This is a genomic window from Vibrio sp. MEBiC08052, assembly GCF_001506075.1.
In the GTDB taxonomy this organism is placed as follows: Bacteria; Pseudomonadota; Gammaproteobacteria; order Enterobacterales; family Vibrionaceae; genus Vibrio.
Window position 1 is genome coordinate 54769 of sequence record NZ_KQ947476.1, and the last position, 19055, is coordinate 73823.

The window sequence follows — 19055 nt, forward strand, 5'->3', positions numbered from 1 at the left end:
ACGGGTGCTATCGGGAATCTCACCCAACACGTCGAGCAAGGAGCCTGTGGTCAGCAGTGCCACCGGCGCACTATCGGACAACATATAAGTCAGCCGCTCGGTCGGATAACCCGGGTCAAGCGGCACATAGGCACCGCCTGCTTTGAGGATTGCCAGCAGCGAGACCACCAGCTCACAGCTTCGTTCCAGACAGACCGCGACCCGGCTGTCGGGGCGTACACCCTGCGCAATCAGCCAGTGGGCCAGTTGGTTGGCCCGGGCATTCAGCTCGGCGTAACTGAGCGACTGCTCTTCAAACACCACTGCGGTTGCTTGCGGATTACGCGCCACCTGCCCCTCAATCAGGGTATGCAGGCATGACTCATCGGGGAATGGCGTTGCCGTCTGGTTAAACCGGTTGAGCACCAGATCCCGTTCAGCGTCCGTGAGGATATTCAGGGAGCCGACAGCTTGCGTCGGTGCCGACACCATCTGCTGTAACAGGGCGTGCCAGTAACCGAGATAGCGTTGAACCGTCTCCGCATCAAATAATGCTGTGGCGTAATGCAGTGTTGCCTCAAGCTGATCATCTGACGGATAGACAAAGAGGTTTAAATCAAACTGTACGGTTGAGACTTCGGCTTCAACCGAGGAGATCGACAGTCCCGGTAATTGCAATCTCCCGTCAGGGACATTCTGTAAAGCGAACATCACTTGGAAAATCGGAGAATGGGATAAGCTGCGTTTCGGTGCAACAGACTCCACCACCTGCTCGAACGGAATGTCCTGATGCGCCTGTGCTGCCAGTGCGGTGGTCTTCACCTGCGCCAGCAAATCAATCGTATTCGGGTTGGCAGACAGATCAACTCGCATCGCCTGCGTATTGACGAACATACCAATCAATTGTTCTAATTCAGTTCGGGTTCGGCCTGCTATCGGGGAACCGATCACCACATCATCCTGACTGGCAAGACGTCCCATCAAGGCAGACCAACCGGCGAGTAACGTCATGTAAAGCGTACAACCATGGGCCCGGCTTAATGTTTGCAGTGCTGCGGTTAATTCTTTATCCAGCACGAGTTTTATTTCGGCACCATCAAAGGACTGTTTGGCAGGACGAGCACGATCAGTCGGTAATGTCAGACATTCCGGAATCCCGCGTAACTGCTCAACCCAATAGTCACTTTGCTGTTGCAGCAGATCATCTTGTATATATTGCCGTTGCCACGCGGCAAAATCACCGTACTGAATCGACAATGGTGGCAGTGGACTCGAGGTATCCTCAATAAGGGCTCGATAAAGTTGACTGACTTCTCTCATCAACAGATTGATCGACCAACCATCGGTAATTATGTGATGCATCGCCAGACGCAAAATATGTGTTTCTGTATCGATAGCAATCAGTTGCCCCTGGAATAGCGGCCCGGTGGAAAAATCCATCTCCGCAGCAAATGATGCGATCGCTTGGACGTCATGCGCATCGATCTGAGTGAGCATCATACGTTGCCCTTCCGGCAGAACTTTCTGCACTGGCTCACCATCGCGGACATCAATACAAGTACGTAAGATGTGATGGCGGGAAATCATATGGTCAAGCGCTTGTTGTAAAGCAACGATATCCAGTTGACCGCGCAAGGTGAAACGCCCGACCATCACGTAAGCGGTTGTTGCCACATCGTCGATTTGAGATAAAAGCCATAGCCGTCGCTGAGCAAGAGATAAAGGCGGAACGACATCGGTGCCTAACGGTTCAATTATCGTTTTCATTTGCGTTGGCGTGGCTTCGTCAATTGCACCTGCCAATGCAGATAGCATCGGTTGGCTGAACACAGTGGCTAATGCAAGTTCAACCTGAAATTGCTGACGAATGCGAGAAATCAACTGCATCGCAACCAGTGAGTAACCACCGAGTTCGAAGAAGTCGTCATGACGACCGACTTGCTCAACACCCAAAAGACCCGACCAAATCGCCGCCAGTTTGGTTTCCACATCTCCCTGTGGCGCTTCATACGTGCGGCGCGGCAGCGACGAAGCATCGACTGCGGGTAATGCTTTGCGGTCTACCTTGCCATTCGGCGTCAGCGGGAATGCATCCAGCGCTATATAAATCCCCGGCACCATGTAATCCGGTAAACGTCGCCGTAATTCAGCTTTTAAACCGTCCTCGAAATCCTCACCGGATTGCGCACCTTCTTCTGCCACATAGTAACCCACCAACCGGGGCTCACCGTCCGCCATCTCCGGCGCAGCAACCACCGCATCCGCTATCCCGTCATATCCCTGCATCAGAGACTCGATTTCTCCCAGCTCAATCCGGAATCCCCGAATTTTGACCTGAAAATCACTCCGGCCTAAACAGGTAATCCGACCCTCACTGTCCCAGCGACCCAAGTCACCGGTTTGGTACATCCGCTCGCCAGATTCAGTCGCAAACGGGTCCGCAATAAACCGCTCCGCCGTTAAGTCATCACGGTTAAGATATCCGGCCGTCACCCCAGCCCCGGCTATGTATATCTCACCACTGGCACCGACCGGCACCGGCTGGTGAGACTCATCCAGAATATAAATCCGTGTGTTGCCAATCGGTTTGCCTATCAATACCCCCTCATCCGTTAAACTCAACGGATGCGTCGCAGACCAGACCGTGGTCTCCGTCGGGCCATACATATTCCACAACTGACCGACGCGACTGAGAATCTCATCCGCCAAGACTTTCGAGAATGATTCACCGCCAATCAGACCGCTTAATCGCGGGGAGCCCTGCCAGCCGGCCGCCAACAACAGTTTCCACGTCGCCGGGGTTGCCTGAAACAGCGTGATGTCCTGATTATCCAGATAAGCTGCCAGCGCTTCACCATCCCGTGACAATGCTTTGTCCGCCAGATGCAGGGCGGCACCACTCAAGAGCGGCAGATAGATTTCCAGCACGTGAATATCGAATGAAATCGTGGTCACCGCCAGTAAGCGGTCATCGCCACTGACCTGATGTTGCTGCTGCTGGCTGGTCAGGAAGTTGACCACCGAGCGATGCGGCACCATCACCCCTTTCGGTTGTCCGGTCGAGCCGGAGGTGTAAATCACATACGCCAGATGGTCGCTGGTCAGGGGCGCAACCACCGGATTATCCATTGGCTCATCCGCCAATGATTCCCGATTGAGCGCCAGTACCTGTAACTGCGCGGCCTGCTCACCGAATGTCCCGGCAATATCAACCGTGCCGTCGGTAATCAGTACCACCGGACGGCTGTCGGCCACCATGTATTGCAGCCGCTCGGACGGGAACAAGGGGTCAAGCGGCACATAAGCACCGCCCGCTTTGAGCGTTGCCAGTAAGGTAGTGACCATGGCACAACTGCGCTCGACCATCACCGCGACATAACTGCCCGGTGTCACCCCGAGTGTCATCAGGCGATGAGCTAACTGATTGGCCTGAGTATTCAGCGCGGCATAGCTCAGGGAATCATTGCCCGCAATCACCGCCAGTGCATCAGGGGTCTGCGCTGCTTGCTTTTCGAATAACTGGTGCAGGCACGCTTGCTCAGGATATGGCATTACGGTCTGGTTAAAAGAGTCGAGCACTAAATGACGCTCTTCATTAGACAGAACACTGAAGCGCCCCGGATAAGTCACGTCAGATTGGGGAGAGACACATTCGGTCAGGAAAGATTCCAAACGCATCAAATGGCGCTGGATTTCATCTCTTCCATACAGGTCATGGTTGGCATTGAGATAAAGCGTTAATCCCTGCTGCGATCCGCGGTCATAAAATGTAAACGACAAATCGTCAACCGGGCCAATCGCGGTATTGACCACCGTTGCAGAAACATCGCCAAAAAACAGTTCATATTCAGAAGGGACAAAATTAAGTACGGTGCTATACCAACATTCTTTCTCGGTGGTGAGCTTCGATTCTTGTCGCAGGTCATCACTATAATAACGAGAGTGTCTGGATGTTTTACCGACATGCAGAGCGACTTGCTCTAACAGCTCATCAAATGTCATATCCGCATTGATATGAATACCTAGCGGCAAAATATTTACTGCGATGCCTGTGGTTCGGCGTAGCGTCCGCCCCATCCGTCCTCGGTGTGTAAAACCGAGCATCATCGATGATTCTCCGGTCATCAAATGTAAATAAACCGAAGTAAGTGCTGTAATGAGTGTTGCGAGAGTTGTTTTGTAACGCTCGGCTAATCCCAACAAGCGCTCATAAACATCAAGAGGAAGCTGATGCCGTTCACTAAGCACTTGAGAACACGCAGCACTTTGCCCAGCCAGAGAAACTGGCTGATACGCTTGTATCTGTGCCATATAATTCAGCCAGTATTCACGGTCACGTACAAAGCCCGTTGAGTCGCGATAAGTGTTTTCAGCCTCCAGTAAGGCCTCAACCCCTAATAACTGACTCTCCGGAATCGTCTGACCGGCATGTAATGCTGAATATATTTCGGCAAAACGCGCTACGACCATCATAAAACCATATCCGTCAGTGGTAATATGGTCAGCGCTACAGTAGAGATAATATTGTTCGGAATGGACTTTTAACAAAGCAAAATCAAACAGGAGTGTTCTATCTCCGGCCGAAACAGGATGATCGAGTCGTTTTTCCATCCATGCCATCGCTAAAGCATCGGCATCCGCCTCCTGAGACAAGTCAATAAACGGCAATTCCCAATCCCCAAAATATTCAACCGTCTGCTGTAATGTCTCTTCGTGGTAACCCGCTTTGATATGAAATGTTTCAGCTTCTCCGACACCTTGTCTGACCACTGTTTCCATCATTGCAGGGTTAATGTTTCCCGGCAGATCCAGATAGCCAGCCACTTTAAAGACTCGGGGACCGACATGATTGACAATATGTTGGGCGAACCAGATTCCTTTCTGTGGTGTCGAGAGTGGTAAAGGAGAAGACACATTTGACTGAGCGTGGAGAAGAGAGCTTTGCTTACTTGCTTCGCGAATATTCGTATTCATATAGCACCAACCTTCATTTGTTATTTTTTTATTATTTGTATTTTACGCATAAGACAAAGAGCACCTGATATGTGTAATACCAGACACTAAAACCTCATATATGCTAGATATGACGTAATCAAAAATGACAATCAATTAATGACAAATGTATTATTATTTATATTTTTACCCTTGATCTTTATATTTAAAATGAAATTGACCTAATGGTTAACATTTGCAATCCAAATTACCTCATTCGTTCTCTGACAATCAAGTTATATTATTTTGACACTATCTAGTTACACTAAAAATTACATCAATTTTAAAAATAGATAAAATTAACAAAATTATAAATACTAAATACAATCATAATCATCATCATATAATAATAAAAGTATCAAAAATACACTCAACACCTTGAACGCATCGAACAAAATTTAAACTATTCAGAAATTCATAATGATATTTTTATATAATAAAATTCAAAAAAATTTAGCTGAACGCAAATCACATTTATAGAGAAAGACTTGCGCAAAAAACAAAATAATCATTAAAAAACATATAGATACAAAATAACTTTAAATGAGGCTAATTTATAAACACAAAAGAATCATACTTCAGTTTATGGTCAAACCAGCGAAAAAATAAGAATTTTATAAAACAAATAAAAATAATTACAGAATAAAAGACTATTTTAAAATAAAAATCAACATATCAACTGGTCCAGCCTCTGTCATCGCTTTATCTCACATTCTATAATTCTCAACCTAAACAAAGACTATTTTTTAAAAATTTGATCACCTTCAAGAATAATTATCAAATTTGCACAATTTGCACAAATAGAAAACCATCAGATGATCTGGTTAAATTTTGCCACTTAAAGTACATTTTTACTCATGACATAAAACAAGAACCAGTAATGATAAAAAACATATTAAATAGATGACGAGCTAATATTGTCTCAGTAGATACATTTTCAACACATATCTATGTCACTCGTAAAATTAGTGCAAAAACTCAAATACACCAATTGAATGAAATTTATCTTATATGTTATTTCGTAAAAAATTCATAAAAGATACATATTAAACTAGCATACTGATACAGGTAACCATTATTAATTTTATCCAATTCAAAACAACATCATTAAATAGGATAAAATTAAAGTCTCTTTCCTCGAATAAAGACAATAAAATCCATCCATTCTGAGCTTCTCTTATACTCAGTTCTACTGATAATCAGATAATAATGAATATTCGCATTTGAGTAATAATATACTCAAATATCCCCTCTTACCTCAATTCACGCTTTCAGTCAGGCATCACAGTACGTATCAGGCCAACTGACGCCAATATAAAGAGATATAAATCACAAAATAGGTAGTCTGGCGCTCCTGATAGATTTAAAACGACAACATGATTTTGAAATAAATTGGATCACGAACAAGACTATTGACCGAGATATACGGTATAAAAGGGTTGATTCATTTTTCCTCAGGAAAGAGACGGCGTGAAACTCATCCGAAAGAATGTTGCTCTACTGACAAGATGATTGCTGTTACACTAAGGAAATGTTAGAAAAGTTGAACGATATTACCGTTGAAATAGTATATTATTAAAAGACTCCAGTGGTTATGGTGATGAATTTGGACCACAATTTAACAAAACAGATAGAAGAGATATGCGCTGCAAGAGGTGTCAGGTTGACTTCTCAACGTAAACAGGTCTTTGAGCTTATCTGTTCCAGTAGGAAAGCATCCAGTGCCTATGAGCTGCTTGAAGCGCTACAGCAAAGCGAACCGCAGGCAAAACCACCGACCGTTTATCGGGCGCTTGATTTTCTGATGGGGCAAGGCTTCATCCACCGTGTAGAGTCAACAAACAGCTACATTTCATGTTGCTCTTGTAATGCTCATAAACACTTTTCACATCTTTTAATCTGCAAACAATGTAGTGATGTGACCGAACTTCAGGATGAGACACTGGTCTCATCACTGGAACATAATGCAGAGAAGCACGGATTTAAGATTACAAACCATGTCATTGAATCTCATGGTATTTGCCAAACGTGCTCCTCAGAAACAAAGAGAGAAACAGTAAAAGATTATGCGCGCTGAGTTTGTAAATCCGTTTTTAGCGTCTCTGATGAACGTCTTAAAAACAATGGCTTCACTTGAATTGAAACCTCAAAAGCCAAGAGTCAAAAAAGATGAAATTGCCCGAGGTGATATTTCGGGTCTGATCGGTATGGTTGGCGATCAAACCCGAGGATCGATGTCGATTACTTTCGATGAAAGTCTTGCATTGGAAATCATGCAAAACATGTTGGGCGAACGCCCGAATGGCTTGAATGAAGAAGTGACCGATATGGTGGGTGAAATCACCAATATGGTGACCGGTGGAGCCAAAAGAATACTTGCTGAGAGTGGCTTTGATTTCAATATGGCAACACCAGTTGTCGTGTCAGGCCGGGGCCATACGATTCGCCACAAGTGCGAAGGTGCAATCATTATCATGCCTTTCACCTCGACATGGGGAAATGCATTTATCGAGATCTGCTTCGAGTAAGTCGCTTTTCGATTTGTATTGATATAAAAAACAGGAGATGGCATTGTCATCCCCTGTTTGTTTTTGCGTCACGCTAAATATTTAGTCTTACGTAGTGCTTTATACGCATTAATCAGGCCGTTGGTTGAACTATCATGAGATGTCACCGACTCATCACTTTCCAGCTCAGGCAAAATTGCATTTGCCAACTGTTTACCCAATTCGACGCCCCACTGATCAAACGTGAAGATGTTCCAGATTGCGCCCTGTGTGAAGATCTTATGTTCATAAATCGCAATCAACTGACCAAGCACCCGCGGTGTGATTTGCTTCACCAGAATTGAGTTGGTCGGACGGTTTCCTTCAAACACTTTAAATGGGACGAGTTCAGCCACTTCCTCTGCTGTTTTGCCGGCAGTAATAAACTCAGCTTCCACTTGTTCTTTGGTTTTACCAAACGCTAAAGCTTCTGTCTGTGCAAAGAAGTTAGATAACAGTTTCGGATGATGATCCGATGTCGGGTTATGTGAAATCGCAGGCGCAATAAAATCACAAGGAATCATTTTTGTGCCTTGGTGAATCAGCTGATAAAAAGCATGTTGACCATTGGTACCCGGTTCACCCCAGATAATCGGCCCAGTTTGATAATCAACAGGCTGACCATTACGGTCAACATACTTACCATTCGATTCCATATTTCCTTGCTGGAAATAAGCCGCAAAACGGTGCATATATTGATCATAAGGGAGGATCGCTTCTGACTCAGCACCATAGAAGTTGTTGTACCAAATACCGATCAGAGCCAACAATACCGGGATGTTTTTCTCAAATGGTGTTGAGGCAAATGCCTGATCGACCTCATGGGCGCCGGAGAGTAATTCAACAAAGTTATCAAAACCGATCCCCAAGATGATTGACAGGCCGATTGCAGACCATAAAGAATAACGGCCACCAACCCAGCTCCAGAATTCAAACATATTGTCGGTATCAATCCCAAAAGCAGCAACGGCTTCAGCATTGGTTGAAAGCGCTGCAAAATGTTTCGCGACTTGCGATTCATCTTTTGCTTCAGCAAGAAACCAATCACGAGCGGTGTGCGCATTGGTCATTGTTTCCTGCGTGGTAAATGTTTTGGACGCCACGAGGAATAATGTTGTTTCCGGATTAACCTGCTTAAGCACTTCGGCAATATGAGTCCCATCGACATTGGAGACAAAATGCATATTGAGGTGATTTTTATATGGCTTGAGTGCTTCGGTAACCATATATGGTCCTAAATCAGAACCACCGATACCGATGTTCACAACATCTGTGATCGCTTTGCCGGTATATCCTTTCCACTCACCGGAAATAATCCGTTCAGAGAAGAGCTTCATTTTCTCCAGCACAGCATTCACCGCAGGCATCACGTCTTCACCATCTGAATAAATCGGTGTATTAGAACGATTCCGCAACGCGACATGCAAAACAGACCGATCTTCCGTCCGGTTAATTTTTTCACCACTGAACATCGCTTCAATTGCACTTTTCAGGTCCGTTTCTTCTGCCAGAGCCAACAAGAGTTTCAGAGTCTCTTCATTGATGAGGTTTTTAGAATAATCGACCAGAATATCATCGCCAAAACGTAGAGAGAACGTTTCAAAGCGCTGACTGTCTTGGCTAAAAAGTGTTTTTAAGTCAACACCTTTCATCGATTCAAAATGAGCAGACAGTGCTTTCCAAGCCGGTGTTTCTGTTGGGTTGATATTTTTTAGCATGGTATCTATCCCGAATTTAATAGGTCCTATTCTGCCGAGCAGCATGAGTGATCGTTACAGAATTCCAAAGACAAAAAACAAACCAATTGCAGCATGCGCACCAATACACCTAACAAGGTCACAGCTATATTTCGATTTGTATCCGATTCGCTGATTATACTTAATTTTCAGAGCGAAATTATGTTTTAGCTCAAATCCAACGAGTCAATTTTTATTTCCATTAGCCTAAAAACTGATTGTACGGTAACTAGAAACACTCCACTATACAGACACGCGTGAAATTAACAATCGTTCTAATAGGTGCTTACAATGTGGTCACAAACCATCATCTATCTTCAGGAGAAACCACGCGGATTTCACCTGATTACAGACGAAGTTGTCGAACAACTCCCTCAGATTCAGTCTGTTTCCGTCGGGCTGCTCCATTTGTTTATTCAGCATACATCTGCCAGTTTAAGTATTAATGAAAATGCAGATCCGACAGTTCGGGATGATATGGAAGCCCACTTTAATCGCAGTATTCCGGAAAGAGCACCATACTATCGGCATACCTATGAAGGTGATGACGATATGCCCGCTCATATAAAATCGTCCACCCTTGGGGCAAGCCTGACGATTCCAATCACTCAAGGAAAACTGGCAATGGGAATCTGGCAGGGAATCTATCTGGGGGAACATAGAAATCATGGCGGACAGAGAAAGCTCGTCGCGACGATTTCAGGAGAATAACCGCAGTTTGTTTATGCGGATAATCAGCTGATGCGTGAAATTGTCACTCATCATCAAAATCAAAGGCAGGTCCTGCGTAGTTATCAAAGCGGGAGTATTGACCTTGGAACGTCAAGCGTACCGAACCGATCGGACCATTCCGCTGCTTACCGAGAATGATTTCAGCGGTGCCTTTCATCGCACTATCCGGATGGTAGACTTCATCACGGTAAATAAACATAATCAAATCCGCATCCTGCTCGATGGACCCTGATTCCCTCAGATCCGAGTTGACTGGTCGTTTGTCTGCCCGTTGCTCCAGAGAACGGTTTAACTGAGAAAGCGCGACCACGGGTACATTTAACTCTTTTGCCAACGCTTTCAGGGAGCGCGAGATCTCTGCGATTTCCAGCGTCCGGTTATCGGACAGTGCCGGCACCCGCATCAATTGCAGATAGTCAACCATGATTAATGATAATCCGCCATGCTCTCGGGCAACCCGGCGAGCTCGGGAACGAAGTTCTGTGGGTGTCAACCCCGAGCTGTCATCGATGAACATATTCTTCTTTTCCATGAGAATCCCCATAGTGGAAGAAATTCTGGCCCAATCCTCATCATCCAGATTACCGGTTCGAATTTTAGTTTGATCGACACGAGATAAAGACGCCAGAATCCTCATCATGATCTGCTCGGAAGGCATCTCCAGAGAAAATATCAGAACAGGTTTGTCTTGCTCCATCGCAGCGTTTTCACACAAGTTCATCGCAAAAGTTGTTTTCCCCATCGATGGACGCGCAGCGACAATGATTAAATCTGAAGGCTGTAATCCTGCAGTTTTCTTATTTAAATCAGTAAAGCCGGTATTGACCCCTGTGACACCATCCTGAGGATTTTTGTATAAGATTTCGATTCTCTCTAAAGTTTTCTCCAGAATCGAATCAACATTTTGTGGACCTTCATTTTCATTGGTTCGAGACTCAGCAATCGCAAATACTTTACTTTCCGCAAAGTCCAACAGATCCTCTGAGCTGCGCCCCTGCGGATCATAGCCGGCATCGGCAATTTCATTGGCCACACCAATGAGATTACGCACTAAAGCTCGTTCAGCAACAATATCCGCATATGCATTGATATTGGCAGCACTTGGTGTGTTTTTAGCAAGGTCGGTCAGATAGGCAAAACCACCGACATCGTCCAGTTGCTCACGTTGTTCCAGAAACTCAGAGAGTGTAATCAGATCAAGCGGTTTTCCCCCTTCCAGAATCGATTTAATCCCATCGAAAATCAAACGGTGTGGACGGCTGAAAAAATCACTGGTAACAACACGTTCGGCCACAGTGTCCCACCGCTCATTATCCAGCAGTAATCCTCCCAAAACGGATTGCTCCGCTTCTAGCGAATGGGGAGGCATTTTGATACCTTCAACTTGTGCGTCAGTTTGCTTACGATTTCTGTTTTCAAACTTGGAATTAACCATGACTTTTCTCAATAACACGACAAAGTGTGCCCATTATAACGAGAATATCGTATTTGTAATTATCTCATGCAGAATTAACCCAGAACTGACTATCGACCGTGCAATTCACTCTAGTATTGTCTTTAACTTAATAGTCAGTCTTTAGAGGTCTCGTGTGTTTAGGTGTTGGCTGATGCCCTTCAGTCTTTGTATTATCAGTGCTGTTCATGCAGAAGAAAAATCAACAAAGCAAGAAATGCCTTCTCCGCTTCAGGGTCAGGTCGAGCTCGGCTACCAAAGGCATACCGGTAATACGAATACTGAATCGCTCAATGTGAATATATTGGCTGAATACACCGAAGGAAGACACCGAACGACAGGCAAATGGGAATTTTACCGACTTGATAAATATGGCGGTGAATACAAAAGAAAATCGACCTATACACTACAATCCGACTACAAAGTCAGTCCGAAAGGCTATGTGTATGGTAGTTTCAACGGGATTGATTCCAAATATAGCGCTTATTTTAAGGACTATACCTTCTCGGCAGGTTACGGTTATCAATTAATACACACCAATGTGCTAACCATTGAGCTTGAAGTAGGTCCGGGTTATCGATATCAAAAACCTAACCTCGATGAGCTCGATGACGATGATCTGATTTTCCCTGAAACAGTGAGAGAACCCATTGCCCGGGGAAATGCCAGAGTCGATTGGAGTCTGACAAAAACAGTGACGTTGGGCAACGATATCACCGTTGTCTCCGGGGACAGTAACACACTGATGACTACCAATATCAATCTGACCAATGATATCACCCAAAACCTTGCTTTAAAGCTGGATTACTCTCGCTCATATCACTCACGTGTTCCTGATAGCCTCAAAAAGGCGGATAGTGCAACATCGATCAATGTCGTCTACCATTTCTGAACGCTAAAACAGCGTATCCGTTGTTTGAAAACATAAAAAAACACCAGCATCTGCTGGTGTTTTTTTATACTGGATCACTGAAAAATTATTCAGCAACAACCTGTAGTTTAACTTCTGCAAACACTTCAGAGTGAAGTTGAATGCTGATGTCATACTCACCAACGTTGCGTAGAGCACCTTCAGGAAGACGAACTTCACTTTTGCTCACTTCAACACCAGCAGCAGTCACTGCATCAGCAATATCGCGAGTACCGATAGAACCGAACAGTTTACCTTCTTCGCCAGATTTTGATGCAATTACAACAGCTTCCAAAGCATTTACTTTGTCAGCGCGTGATTGTGCAGCAGCTAGTTGCTCAGCAACTTGAGCTTCCAATTCGGCACGACGGTGCTCAAACATCTCAACGTTTGCTTTAGTTGCCATAACTGCTTTACCTTGAGGGATAAGAAAGTTACGAGCATAACCAGATTTTACGTTGACTGTATCACCAAGACCACCTAGGTTACCGATTTTATCAAGTAGAATAACTTGCATTGTTTAATCCTCTTTCTTAATAAACGGTGCCGATTACTGATGTTTGTCAGTGTATGGCAATAGAGCTAGGTAGCGAGCACGCTTAATAGCACGAGCTAGCTGACGCTGATATTTAGCGCTAGTACCAGTGATACGGCTTGGTACAATTTTACCAGCTTCAGTAATATAGTTTTTAAGAGTTGCTACATCTTTGTAATCAATCTCTTGGACGCCTTCTGCAGTAAAACGACAGAATTTACGACGACGGAAGAAACGAGCCATGGGCTATCTCCTGATCTAAATTTGAGTAATCTCTTGAGCATGAAGCACCAATTTACCGACACCATTTCGGTCAGTCTGATAAGTAACAAAGCCACTTACCTTGATGCTGCTGCCTTGTACTAAGTTGTGAGTGAAAGACTGTGACCGCTGACCACTAACCACGACGGGTATTCGACAATAAACCTGTCTGGGTAAATCCGCTTCAACAGCAACCGAACGATGTTCTAACCAAAAGCGACAATGTTCGATACCTGATGGACTCTGGCTTCGAATGGGATGCTTGACAATCGTACCGCTAAGTTCCATTCGATTGGTCATAGATTCAATTACTCAGCAGCCTCTGCATTGTTGTCTTCTGATCTCACTTCGTCACGCTTAGAACGCTCTTCACGAGCTTTCAGCATGATTGATGGTTCAGCCACAGCAGACTTAGTACGCATAATCATGTTACGCAGAACTGCATCGTTAAAACGGAAAGCAGTTTCCAGTTCATCAACAACTGACTGTTCAGCTTCTACGTTCATCAGAACATAGTGAGCTTTATGCAGTTTGTTAATTGGGTATGCAAGTTGACGACGTCCCCAATCTTCCAGACGGTGAATAGTACCGCCAGCTTCAGTGATAGAACCAGTGTAACGCTCGATCATGCCAGCAACTTGCTCGCTTTGATCTGGGTGCACCATGAATACGATTTCGTAATGACGCATGTTTGCTCCTTACGGATTATTCAGCTTCCACGTTTGGCCCGGTCGTCCAGAGGAAGCAAGGAACGGTAAATAAGTGACCAGGAAATTAAGAGGTCGAATAGTACAGAAAGGAAGCAGTATTAGCAAGAGAAATATGACTCGGAGACACCATAAAATAAAGGACGAACATCTTGTTCGTCCTTTGTATCAATCACACTAATCTTCATCAACAAATTGCGCCTGAAGATAGTTCTCTAACCCTGTCATTTCAATCAAACCAAGCTGGGTTTCAAGCCAATCTACATGCTCTTCTTCATCTTCTAAAATGTCTAGAAACAGGTCTCTGGAAACATAATCGCGAGTATCTTCAGCATAAGCAATTGCCTCTTTTAAATCAGGGATGGCAGCCATCTCTAATTTGAGATCACATTCGAGCATTTCTTTGGTATCTTCACCAATCAGAAGCTTTCCCAAATCCTGCAAGTTCGGGAGTCCTTCTAAAAACAGTATCCGCTCAATCAAATGGTCAGCATGTTTCATCTCATCAATTGATTCATGATACTCTTTGTCCGCCAGCTGTTTGAGCCCCCAATCTTTATACATTCGTGCATGTAAGAAATACTGGTTGATTGCAATCAGCTCATTGGCCAGAATTTTGTTCAGATGTTGAATAATTATTGGATCGCCTTTCATGACAAAACCTCCTCTTTGGCTCTATTAACTTTAGAACCCAACCGAGAAGTGTCAAATTTTAATCTGTAAAAACAGATGATTAGTTTTAACTAACTCACTTGTTTATACTGAGATGCAACTGTTTCATTCAAGATCTCCTTCGCCTGACGGACACACTTTCCGCATTGACTCCCTAATGCTGTACAGCGCCGAATTCCTTTCATATCACTGATGCCATCTTCAAGAATGAGCTTACGCAGCTTTTTATCCGAAACGGAATGACAGAGACAAACAATCATAAAGGCACAACACTACACGACAACACATAATACAAATATAAACGATAATCGTTAGTATTACCATGATTAACTTTTGCGTTGCGGAACCGTGCGTACCACAATGTTCACCGACTTTAGTGTTAAGTTTAGGAATGGCAACAAAAAAGGGAAGCCGATGGCTTCCCTTTTTTTAACTCGTATTAGCTCAAATCATTATGCAAGGATTTTTGCTACAACACCAGCACCAACTGTACGACCACCTTCACGGATCGCAAAACGCAGACCTTCATCCATCGCGATTGGCGCAATCAGTTCTACGACCATTTGCACGTTATCGCCTGGCATTACCATCTCTACGCCATCTGGTAACTCGATGCTACCTGTTACGTCTGTTGTACGGAAGTAGAACTGTGGACGATAACCTTTGAAGAATGGGGTGTGACGACCACCTTCATCTTTCGACAACACGTAAACTTCTGATTCAAACTTCGTGTGGGGGGTGATTGAACCTGGTTTCGCCAATACTTGACCACGTTCTACTTCATCACGCTTCGTTCCACGCAACAATACACCTACGTTCTCTCCTGCTCGACCTTCGTCAAGCAGCTTACGGAACATCTCTACACCTGTACAAGTTGTCTTCGTGGTGTCTTTCACACCGATGATTTCAACTTCGTCACCAACGCGAATGATGCCTTGCTCTACACGACCTGTAACGACTGTTCCACGGCCTTGAATTGAGAATACGTCTTCGATTGGCAGCAAGAACGCTTGGTCAATCGCTCGCTCTGGCTCTGGAATGTATTCATCAAGTGCTTTCGCTAACTCGACAATTTTCTCTTCCCATTGCGCTTCACCGTTCAGTGCACCCAGCGCTGAACCCTGGATCACTGGCAAGTCATCTCCTGGGAAATCATATTCTGAAAGCAGTTCACGGACTTCCATTTCTACCAGCTCAAGCAGCTCTTCATCATCTACCATGTCACATTTGTTCATGAATACGATGATGTAAGGAATACCTACCTGACGACCTAACAGGATGTGCTCACGGGTTTGTGGCATTGGACCATCTGTCGCTGCTACAACTAGGATACCACCGTCCATCTGTGCTGCACCTGTGATCATGTTTTTTACATAGTCAGCGTGTCCTGGGCAATCTACGTGCGCGTAGTGACGGCTCGGTGTATCGTACTCTACGTGTGAAGTAGAGATTGTGATTCCGCGCTCACGCTCTTCTGGGGCGTTATCGATTGACGCAAAGTCACGGGCTGCTCCGCCGTATACTTTAGAAAGTACTGTACAGATTGCTGCTGTTAATGTTGTTTTACCGTGGTCAACGTGGCCGATAGTACCAACGTTTACGTGCGGTTTCGTACGTTCAAATTTTTCTTTAGACACGATCGTGTTCCTTCCTAGTTATGATTCACTCTAAGTAACGTACACTTAAAGTGCGCCAGAAATTGCTATTTTATGCGTCAACGTTCGTCAACGCAATAGATTCGTTATTAACCAGTATTTGTGTTTTATCGACAAATAAAAGTTAACCACGCTCAGCGACAATTGCATCAGCAATGTTTTTCGGCACCTCTGCGTATTTAGAAAACTCCATTGAATACGAAGCACGGCCTTGCGTCGCAGAACGCAGATCAGTTGCATAACCAAACATCTCAGAAAGCGGCACTTTAGCATGTATAATCTTCAGCCCTGCCGGGCCATCATCCATACCTTCGATGAGGCCGCGGCGACGATTCAAGTCACCCACAACATCACCCATCCAATCTTCCGGAGTGGTTACTTCAACTTTCATCAGCGGTTCAAGAATAACGGGGTTTGCTTGCAGCGCACCTTTCTTGAATGCCATTGAGCCAGCGATCTTAAACGCCATCTCACTTGAATCGACATCGTGGAATGAACCATCAAAGAGCGTTGCTTTGATATCCAAGACAGGATAACCAGCGAGCACACCGTTGTTCATTTGTTCCTCGATACCTTTTGCGACCGGGTTAATGAATTCCTTCGGAATTGCCCCCCCCACAATTTCGTCGACAAAGACAAAGCCTTCACCGGGTTCAGAGGGTTCAATTTTCAGCCATACATGACCGTATTGACCACGTCCCCCTGACTGGCGAACAAATTTGCCTTCGACTTCCGCTTGACCACGAATGGTTTCACGATAAGCAACCTGAGGTTTACCCACGTTGCAATCCACGCTAAATTCACGCTTCATCCGATCAACAATAATATCTAAGTGAAGTTCACCCATACCTGATATCAATGTCTGACCAGTTTCAGCGTCTGTTTCAACACGGAATGATGGATCTTCAGCTGCCAGTTTTCCGAGGGCTATCCCCATTTTTTCCTGATCAGCTTTAGAGCGGGGTTCTACAGCGATTTGAATCACAGGTTGAGGAAACTCCATCCGTTCCAGAATAACCTTATGATTTTGATCGCAAAGCGTGTCCCCTGTTGTCACATCTTTCAAGCCAATCGCAGCAGCAATATCGCCGGCACGAACTTCTTTGACTTCTTCACGTTTGTTCGAATGCATCTGAACAATACGTCCAACCCGTTCACGTTTTTGTTTGACCGAGTTATAGACCGCATCCCCGGAATTCAACACACCGGAATAGACCCGAACAAAGGTCAAAGTGCCAACAAATGGGTCTGTTGCGATCTTAAATGCAAGTGCTGAAAATGGTTCAGTGTCATCCGCGTGCCGCTCGATATCATTTTCATGCTCATCAACCCCTTTAATCGATGGAACATCGATTGGTGACGGCAAAAATTCGATAACAGCATCCAGAACAGCCTGAACACCTTTGTTTTTAAATGCACTACCGCAAGTCGCCAGAACAATCTCATTATTCAGAGTGCGAGTACGCAAGCCGAGTTTAATCTCGTCTTCGCTTAATTCACCCTCTTCAAGGTATTTATCCATCAGCTCTTCATTGGCTTCAGCAGCAGACTCCACCATATAGCTACGCCATTCTTCAGCTAGCTCAAGCATATCTGCTGGAATATCTTCATATGTGAAAGTCATTCCCTGGTCTTCGTCAGTCCAGTTAATCGCTTTCATCTTGAACAGGTCAATAACACCTTTAAATTCATCTTCTGCACCGATATTTAACTGAATCGGTACAGGGGTTGCGCCTAGTCGATCTTTAATTTGATTTACCACACGCAAGAAATCTGCACCAGCACGGTCCATCTTATTCACGAAAACCAATCTCGGAACATGATATTTATCCGCCTGACGCCATACTGTCTCAGACTGAGGTTCAACACCAGAGGCACCACAAAAAACGACCACGGCTCCATCAAGCACACGAAGAGAACGCTCAACCTCAATGGTGAAGTCAACGTGTCCGGGAGTATCGATAATATTGATACGATGATCGGGGAATTGCGCCTGCATACCACGCCAGAATGTGGTCGTTGCAGCAGAAGTAATGGTGATACCGCGTTCCTGCTCTTGCTCCATCCAGTCCATGGTTGCTGCACCATCGTGAACTTCGCCAATTTTATGAGACAGGCCGGTGTAGAACAGAATACGCTCAGTAGTGGTTGTCTTTCCTGCGTCTACATGAGCACATATACCGATGTTACGGTAGCGCTCGATAGGAGTTTTACGAGCCACGGTTGTATCCTCTTAACTAAGGTGGACCTTAGAAAATAGAAAAGTACTGCGGGTATCCCCGCAGTACAGGAGGTATTACCAACGGTAATGAGCAAACGCTTTGTTTGCTTCAGCCATACGGTGAACGTCTTCACGTTTCTTAACCGCAGAGCCTTTGTTTTCAGCAGCATCTAGCATTTCAGCAGCCAGACGAGCAGCCATAGATTTCTCACCACGCTTACGCGCAGCTTCAACTAACCAACGCATAGCAAGTGCGTTACGGCGAACCGGACGAACTTCTACAGGTACTTGGTAAGTTGAACCACCCACACGACGAGATTTAACCTCAACCGCTGGGCGAACATTTTCAAGAGCTTCTTCGAATACAGCTAAGTGATCTTTACCAGATTTCTCAGCCATAGTATCTAATGCAGTATAAACAATCTTTTCTGCAACCGATTTCTTTCCGTCAACCATAAGGATATTGACGAATTTTGCCAGCAGTTCAGACTTGAACTTTGGATCTGGAAGGATCTTACGCTGACCAATTACGCGACGACGTGGCATGGATATTCTCCGTTGTCTTCTTCAGGTTATCCAAAACTTTTCAGTTTCTTCAAAAATTAATATTTAAATTAGTGTTTGGCCTTACTTAACGCTTATTTCAACAGAGAAAC

General features: G+C 44.9%; 16 protein-coding genes. 4 read left to right on the top strand and 12 right to left on the bottom strand.

Features of this window, described 5'->3' with window-relative positions; all coding sequences use genetic code 11:
* Positions 1-4953: non-ribosomal peptide synthetase (locus VRK_RS21355; protein WP_197413178.1), on the bottom strand; the 4953-nt coding region annotated here is incomplete at its 3' end.
* Positions 4954-6565: 1612 nt separating this feature from the next.
* Between VRK_RS21355 and zur the strand changes: the two genes are divergently transcribed.
* Both zur and VRK_RS17680 read left to right on the top strand, forming a co-directional pair.
* Positions 6566-7048: a zinc uptake transcriptional repressor Zur gene (zur, locus tag VRK_RS17675; protein ID WP_059122844.1), complete on the top strand. Its 483-nt coding sequence runs from the start codon at positions 6566-6568 to the stop codon at positions 7046-7048.
* Positions 7038-7499, top strand: a complete 462-nt coding sequence (locus tag VRK_RS17680) for a chemotaxis protein CheX (protein WP_038186035.1) — start codon at positions 7038-7040, stop codon at positions 7497-7499. The genes zur and VRK_RS17680 overlap by 11 nt, the downstream gene beginning before the upstream one ends.
* A 68-nt stretch (positions 7500-7567) precedes the next feature.
* Here the strand turns inward: VRK_RS17680 and pgi are convergent, their stop codons facing one another.
* Complete coding sequence (gene pgi / locus VRK_RS17685) at positions 7568-9235, bottom strand: glucose-6-phosphate isomerase (RefSeq protein WP_059122845.1); 1668 nt, start codon at positions 9233-9235, stop codon at positions 7568-7570.
* A gap of 309 nt (positions 9236-9544) precedes the next feature.
* On the opposite strand from pgi, the gene VRK_RS17690 reads away from it, so the two are divergent.
* On the top strand, positions 9545-9964 hold the full coding sequence (locus VRK_RS17690; protein WP_059122846.1) for a secondary thiamine-phosphate synthase enzyme YjbQ: 420 nt from the start codon (positions 9545-9547) through the stop codon (positions 9962-9964).
* A gap of 43 nt (positions 9965-10007) precedes the next feature.
* Here the strand turns inward: VRK_RS17690 and VRK_RS17695 are convergent, their stop codons facing one another.
* Complete coding sequence (locus VRK_RS17695) at positions 10008-11420, bottom strand: replicative DNA helicase (protein WP_059122847.1); 1413 nt, start codon at positions 11418-11420, stop codon at positions 10008-10010.
* Positions 11421-11574: 154 nt separating this feature from the next.
* Here VRK_RS17695 and VRK_RS17700 point away from each other — a divergent pair, with 154 nt between their 5' ends.
* Positions 11575-12330 carry a DUF481 domain-containing protein gene (locus VRK_RS17700; RefSeq protein WP_197413179.1) on the top strand — a complete coding sequence of 252 codons (756 nt, stop codon included), beginning with the start codon at positions 11575-11577 and terminating at the stop codon, positions 12328-12330.
* 85 nt (positions 12331-12415) lie between these two features.
* Here VRK_RS17700 and rplI read toward each other — a convergent pair whose 3' ends face one another.
* The 9 genes from rplI to rpsG form a co-directional block, all read right to left on the bottom strand.
* Positions 12416-12865: a 50S ribosomal protein L9 gene (rplI, locus tag VRK_RS17705; protein WP_059122849.1), complete on the bottom strand. Its 450-nt coding sequence runs from the start codon at positions 12863-12865 to the stop codon at positions 12416-12418.
* A 33-nt stretch (positions 12866-12898) separates the two neighbouring features.
* Entirely contained in the window at positions 12899-13126 is a 228-nt protein-coding gene (gene rpsR / locus VRK_RS17710; RefSeq protein ID WP_000090471.1) for a 30S ribosomal protein S18, read from the bottom strand.
* Positions 13127-13141: 15 nt separating this feature from the next.
* Positions 13142-13444 carry a primosomal replication protein N gene (gene priB / locus VRK_RS17715; protein ID WP_059122850.1) on the bottom strand — a complete coding sequence of 101 codons (303 nt, stop codon included), beginning with the start codon at positions 13442-13444 and terminating at the stop codon, positions 13142-13144.
* An 8-nt stretch (positions 13445-13452) separates the two neighbouring features.
* The gene (rpsF, locus tag VRK_RS17720) at positions 13453-13833 is read right to left on the bottom strand and encodes a 30S ribosomal protein S6 (protein WP_059122851.1); all 381 of its coding nucleotides are present in this window, start codon (positions 13831-13833) and stop codon (positions 13453-13455) included.
* Between the two features lie 195 nt (positions 13834-14028).
* Positions 14029-14505 carry a bacterioferritin gene (bfr, locus tag VRK_RS17725; protein ID WP_059122852.1) on the bottom strand — a complete coding sequence of 159 codons (477 nt, stop codon included), beginning with the start codon at positions 14503-14505 and terminating at the stop codon, positions 14029-14031.
* Between the two features lie 89 nt (positions 14506-14594).
* A complete protein-coding gene (locus tag VRK_RS17730) occupies positions 14595-14783 on the bottom strand; it encodes a (2Fe-2S)-binding protein (RefSeq protein WP_059122853.1) in 189 nt (62 codons plus the stop codon).
* A gap of 192 nt (positions 14784-14975) precedes the next feature.
* A complete protein-coding gene (gene tuf, locus VRK_RS17735; RefSeq protein WP_059122854.1) occupies positions 14976-16160 on the bottom strand; it encodes an elongation factor Tu in 1185 nt (394 codons plus the stop codon).
* A 142-nt stretch (positions 16161-16302) separates the two neighbouring features.
* The gene (fusA, locus tag VRK_RS17740) at positions 16303-18399 is read right to left on the bottom strand and encodes an elongation factor G (RefSeq protein WP_059122855.1); all 2097 of its coding nucleotides are present in this window, start codon (positions 18397-18399) and stop codon (positions 16303-16305) included.
* Between the two features lie 75 nt (positions 18400-18474).
* A complete protein-coding gene (gene rpsG, locus VRK_RS17745; protein WP_038181306.1) occupies positions 18475-18945 on the bottom strand; it encodes a 30S ribosomal protein S7 in 471 nt (156 codons plus the stop codon).
* Between the last annotated feature and the right edge of the window lie 110 nt (positions 18946-19055).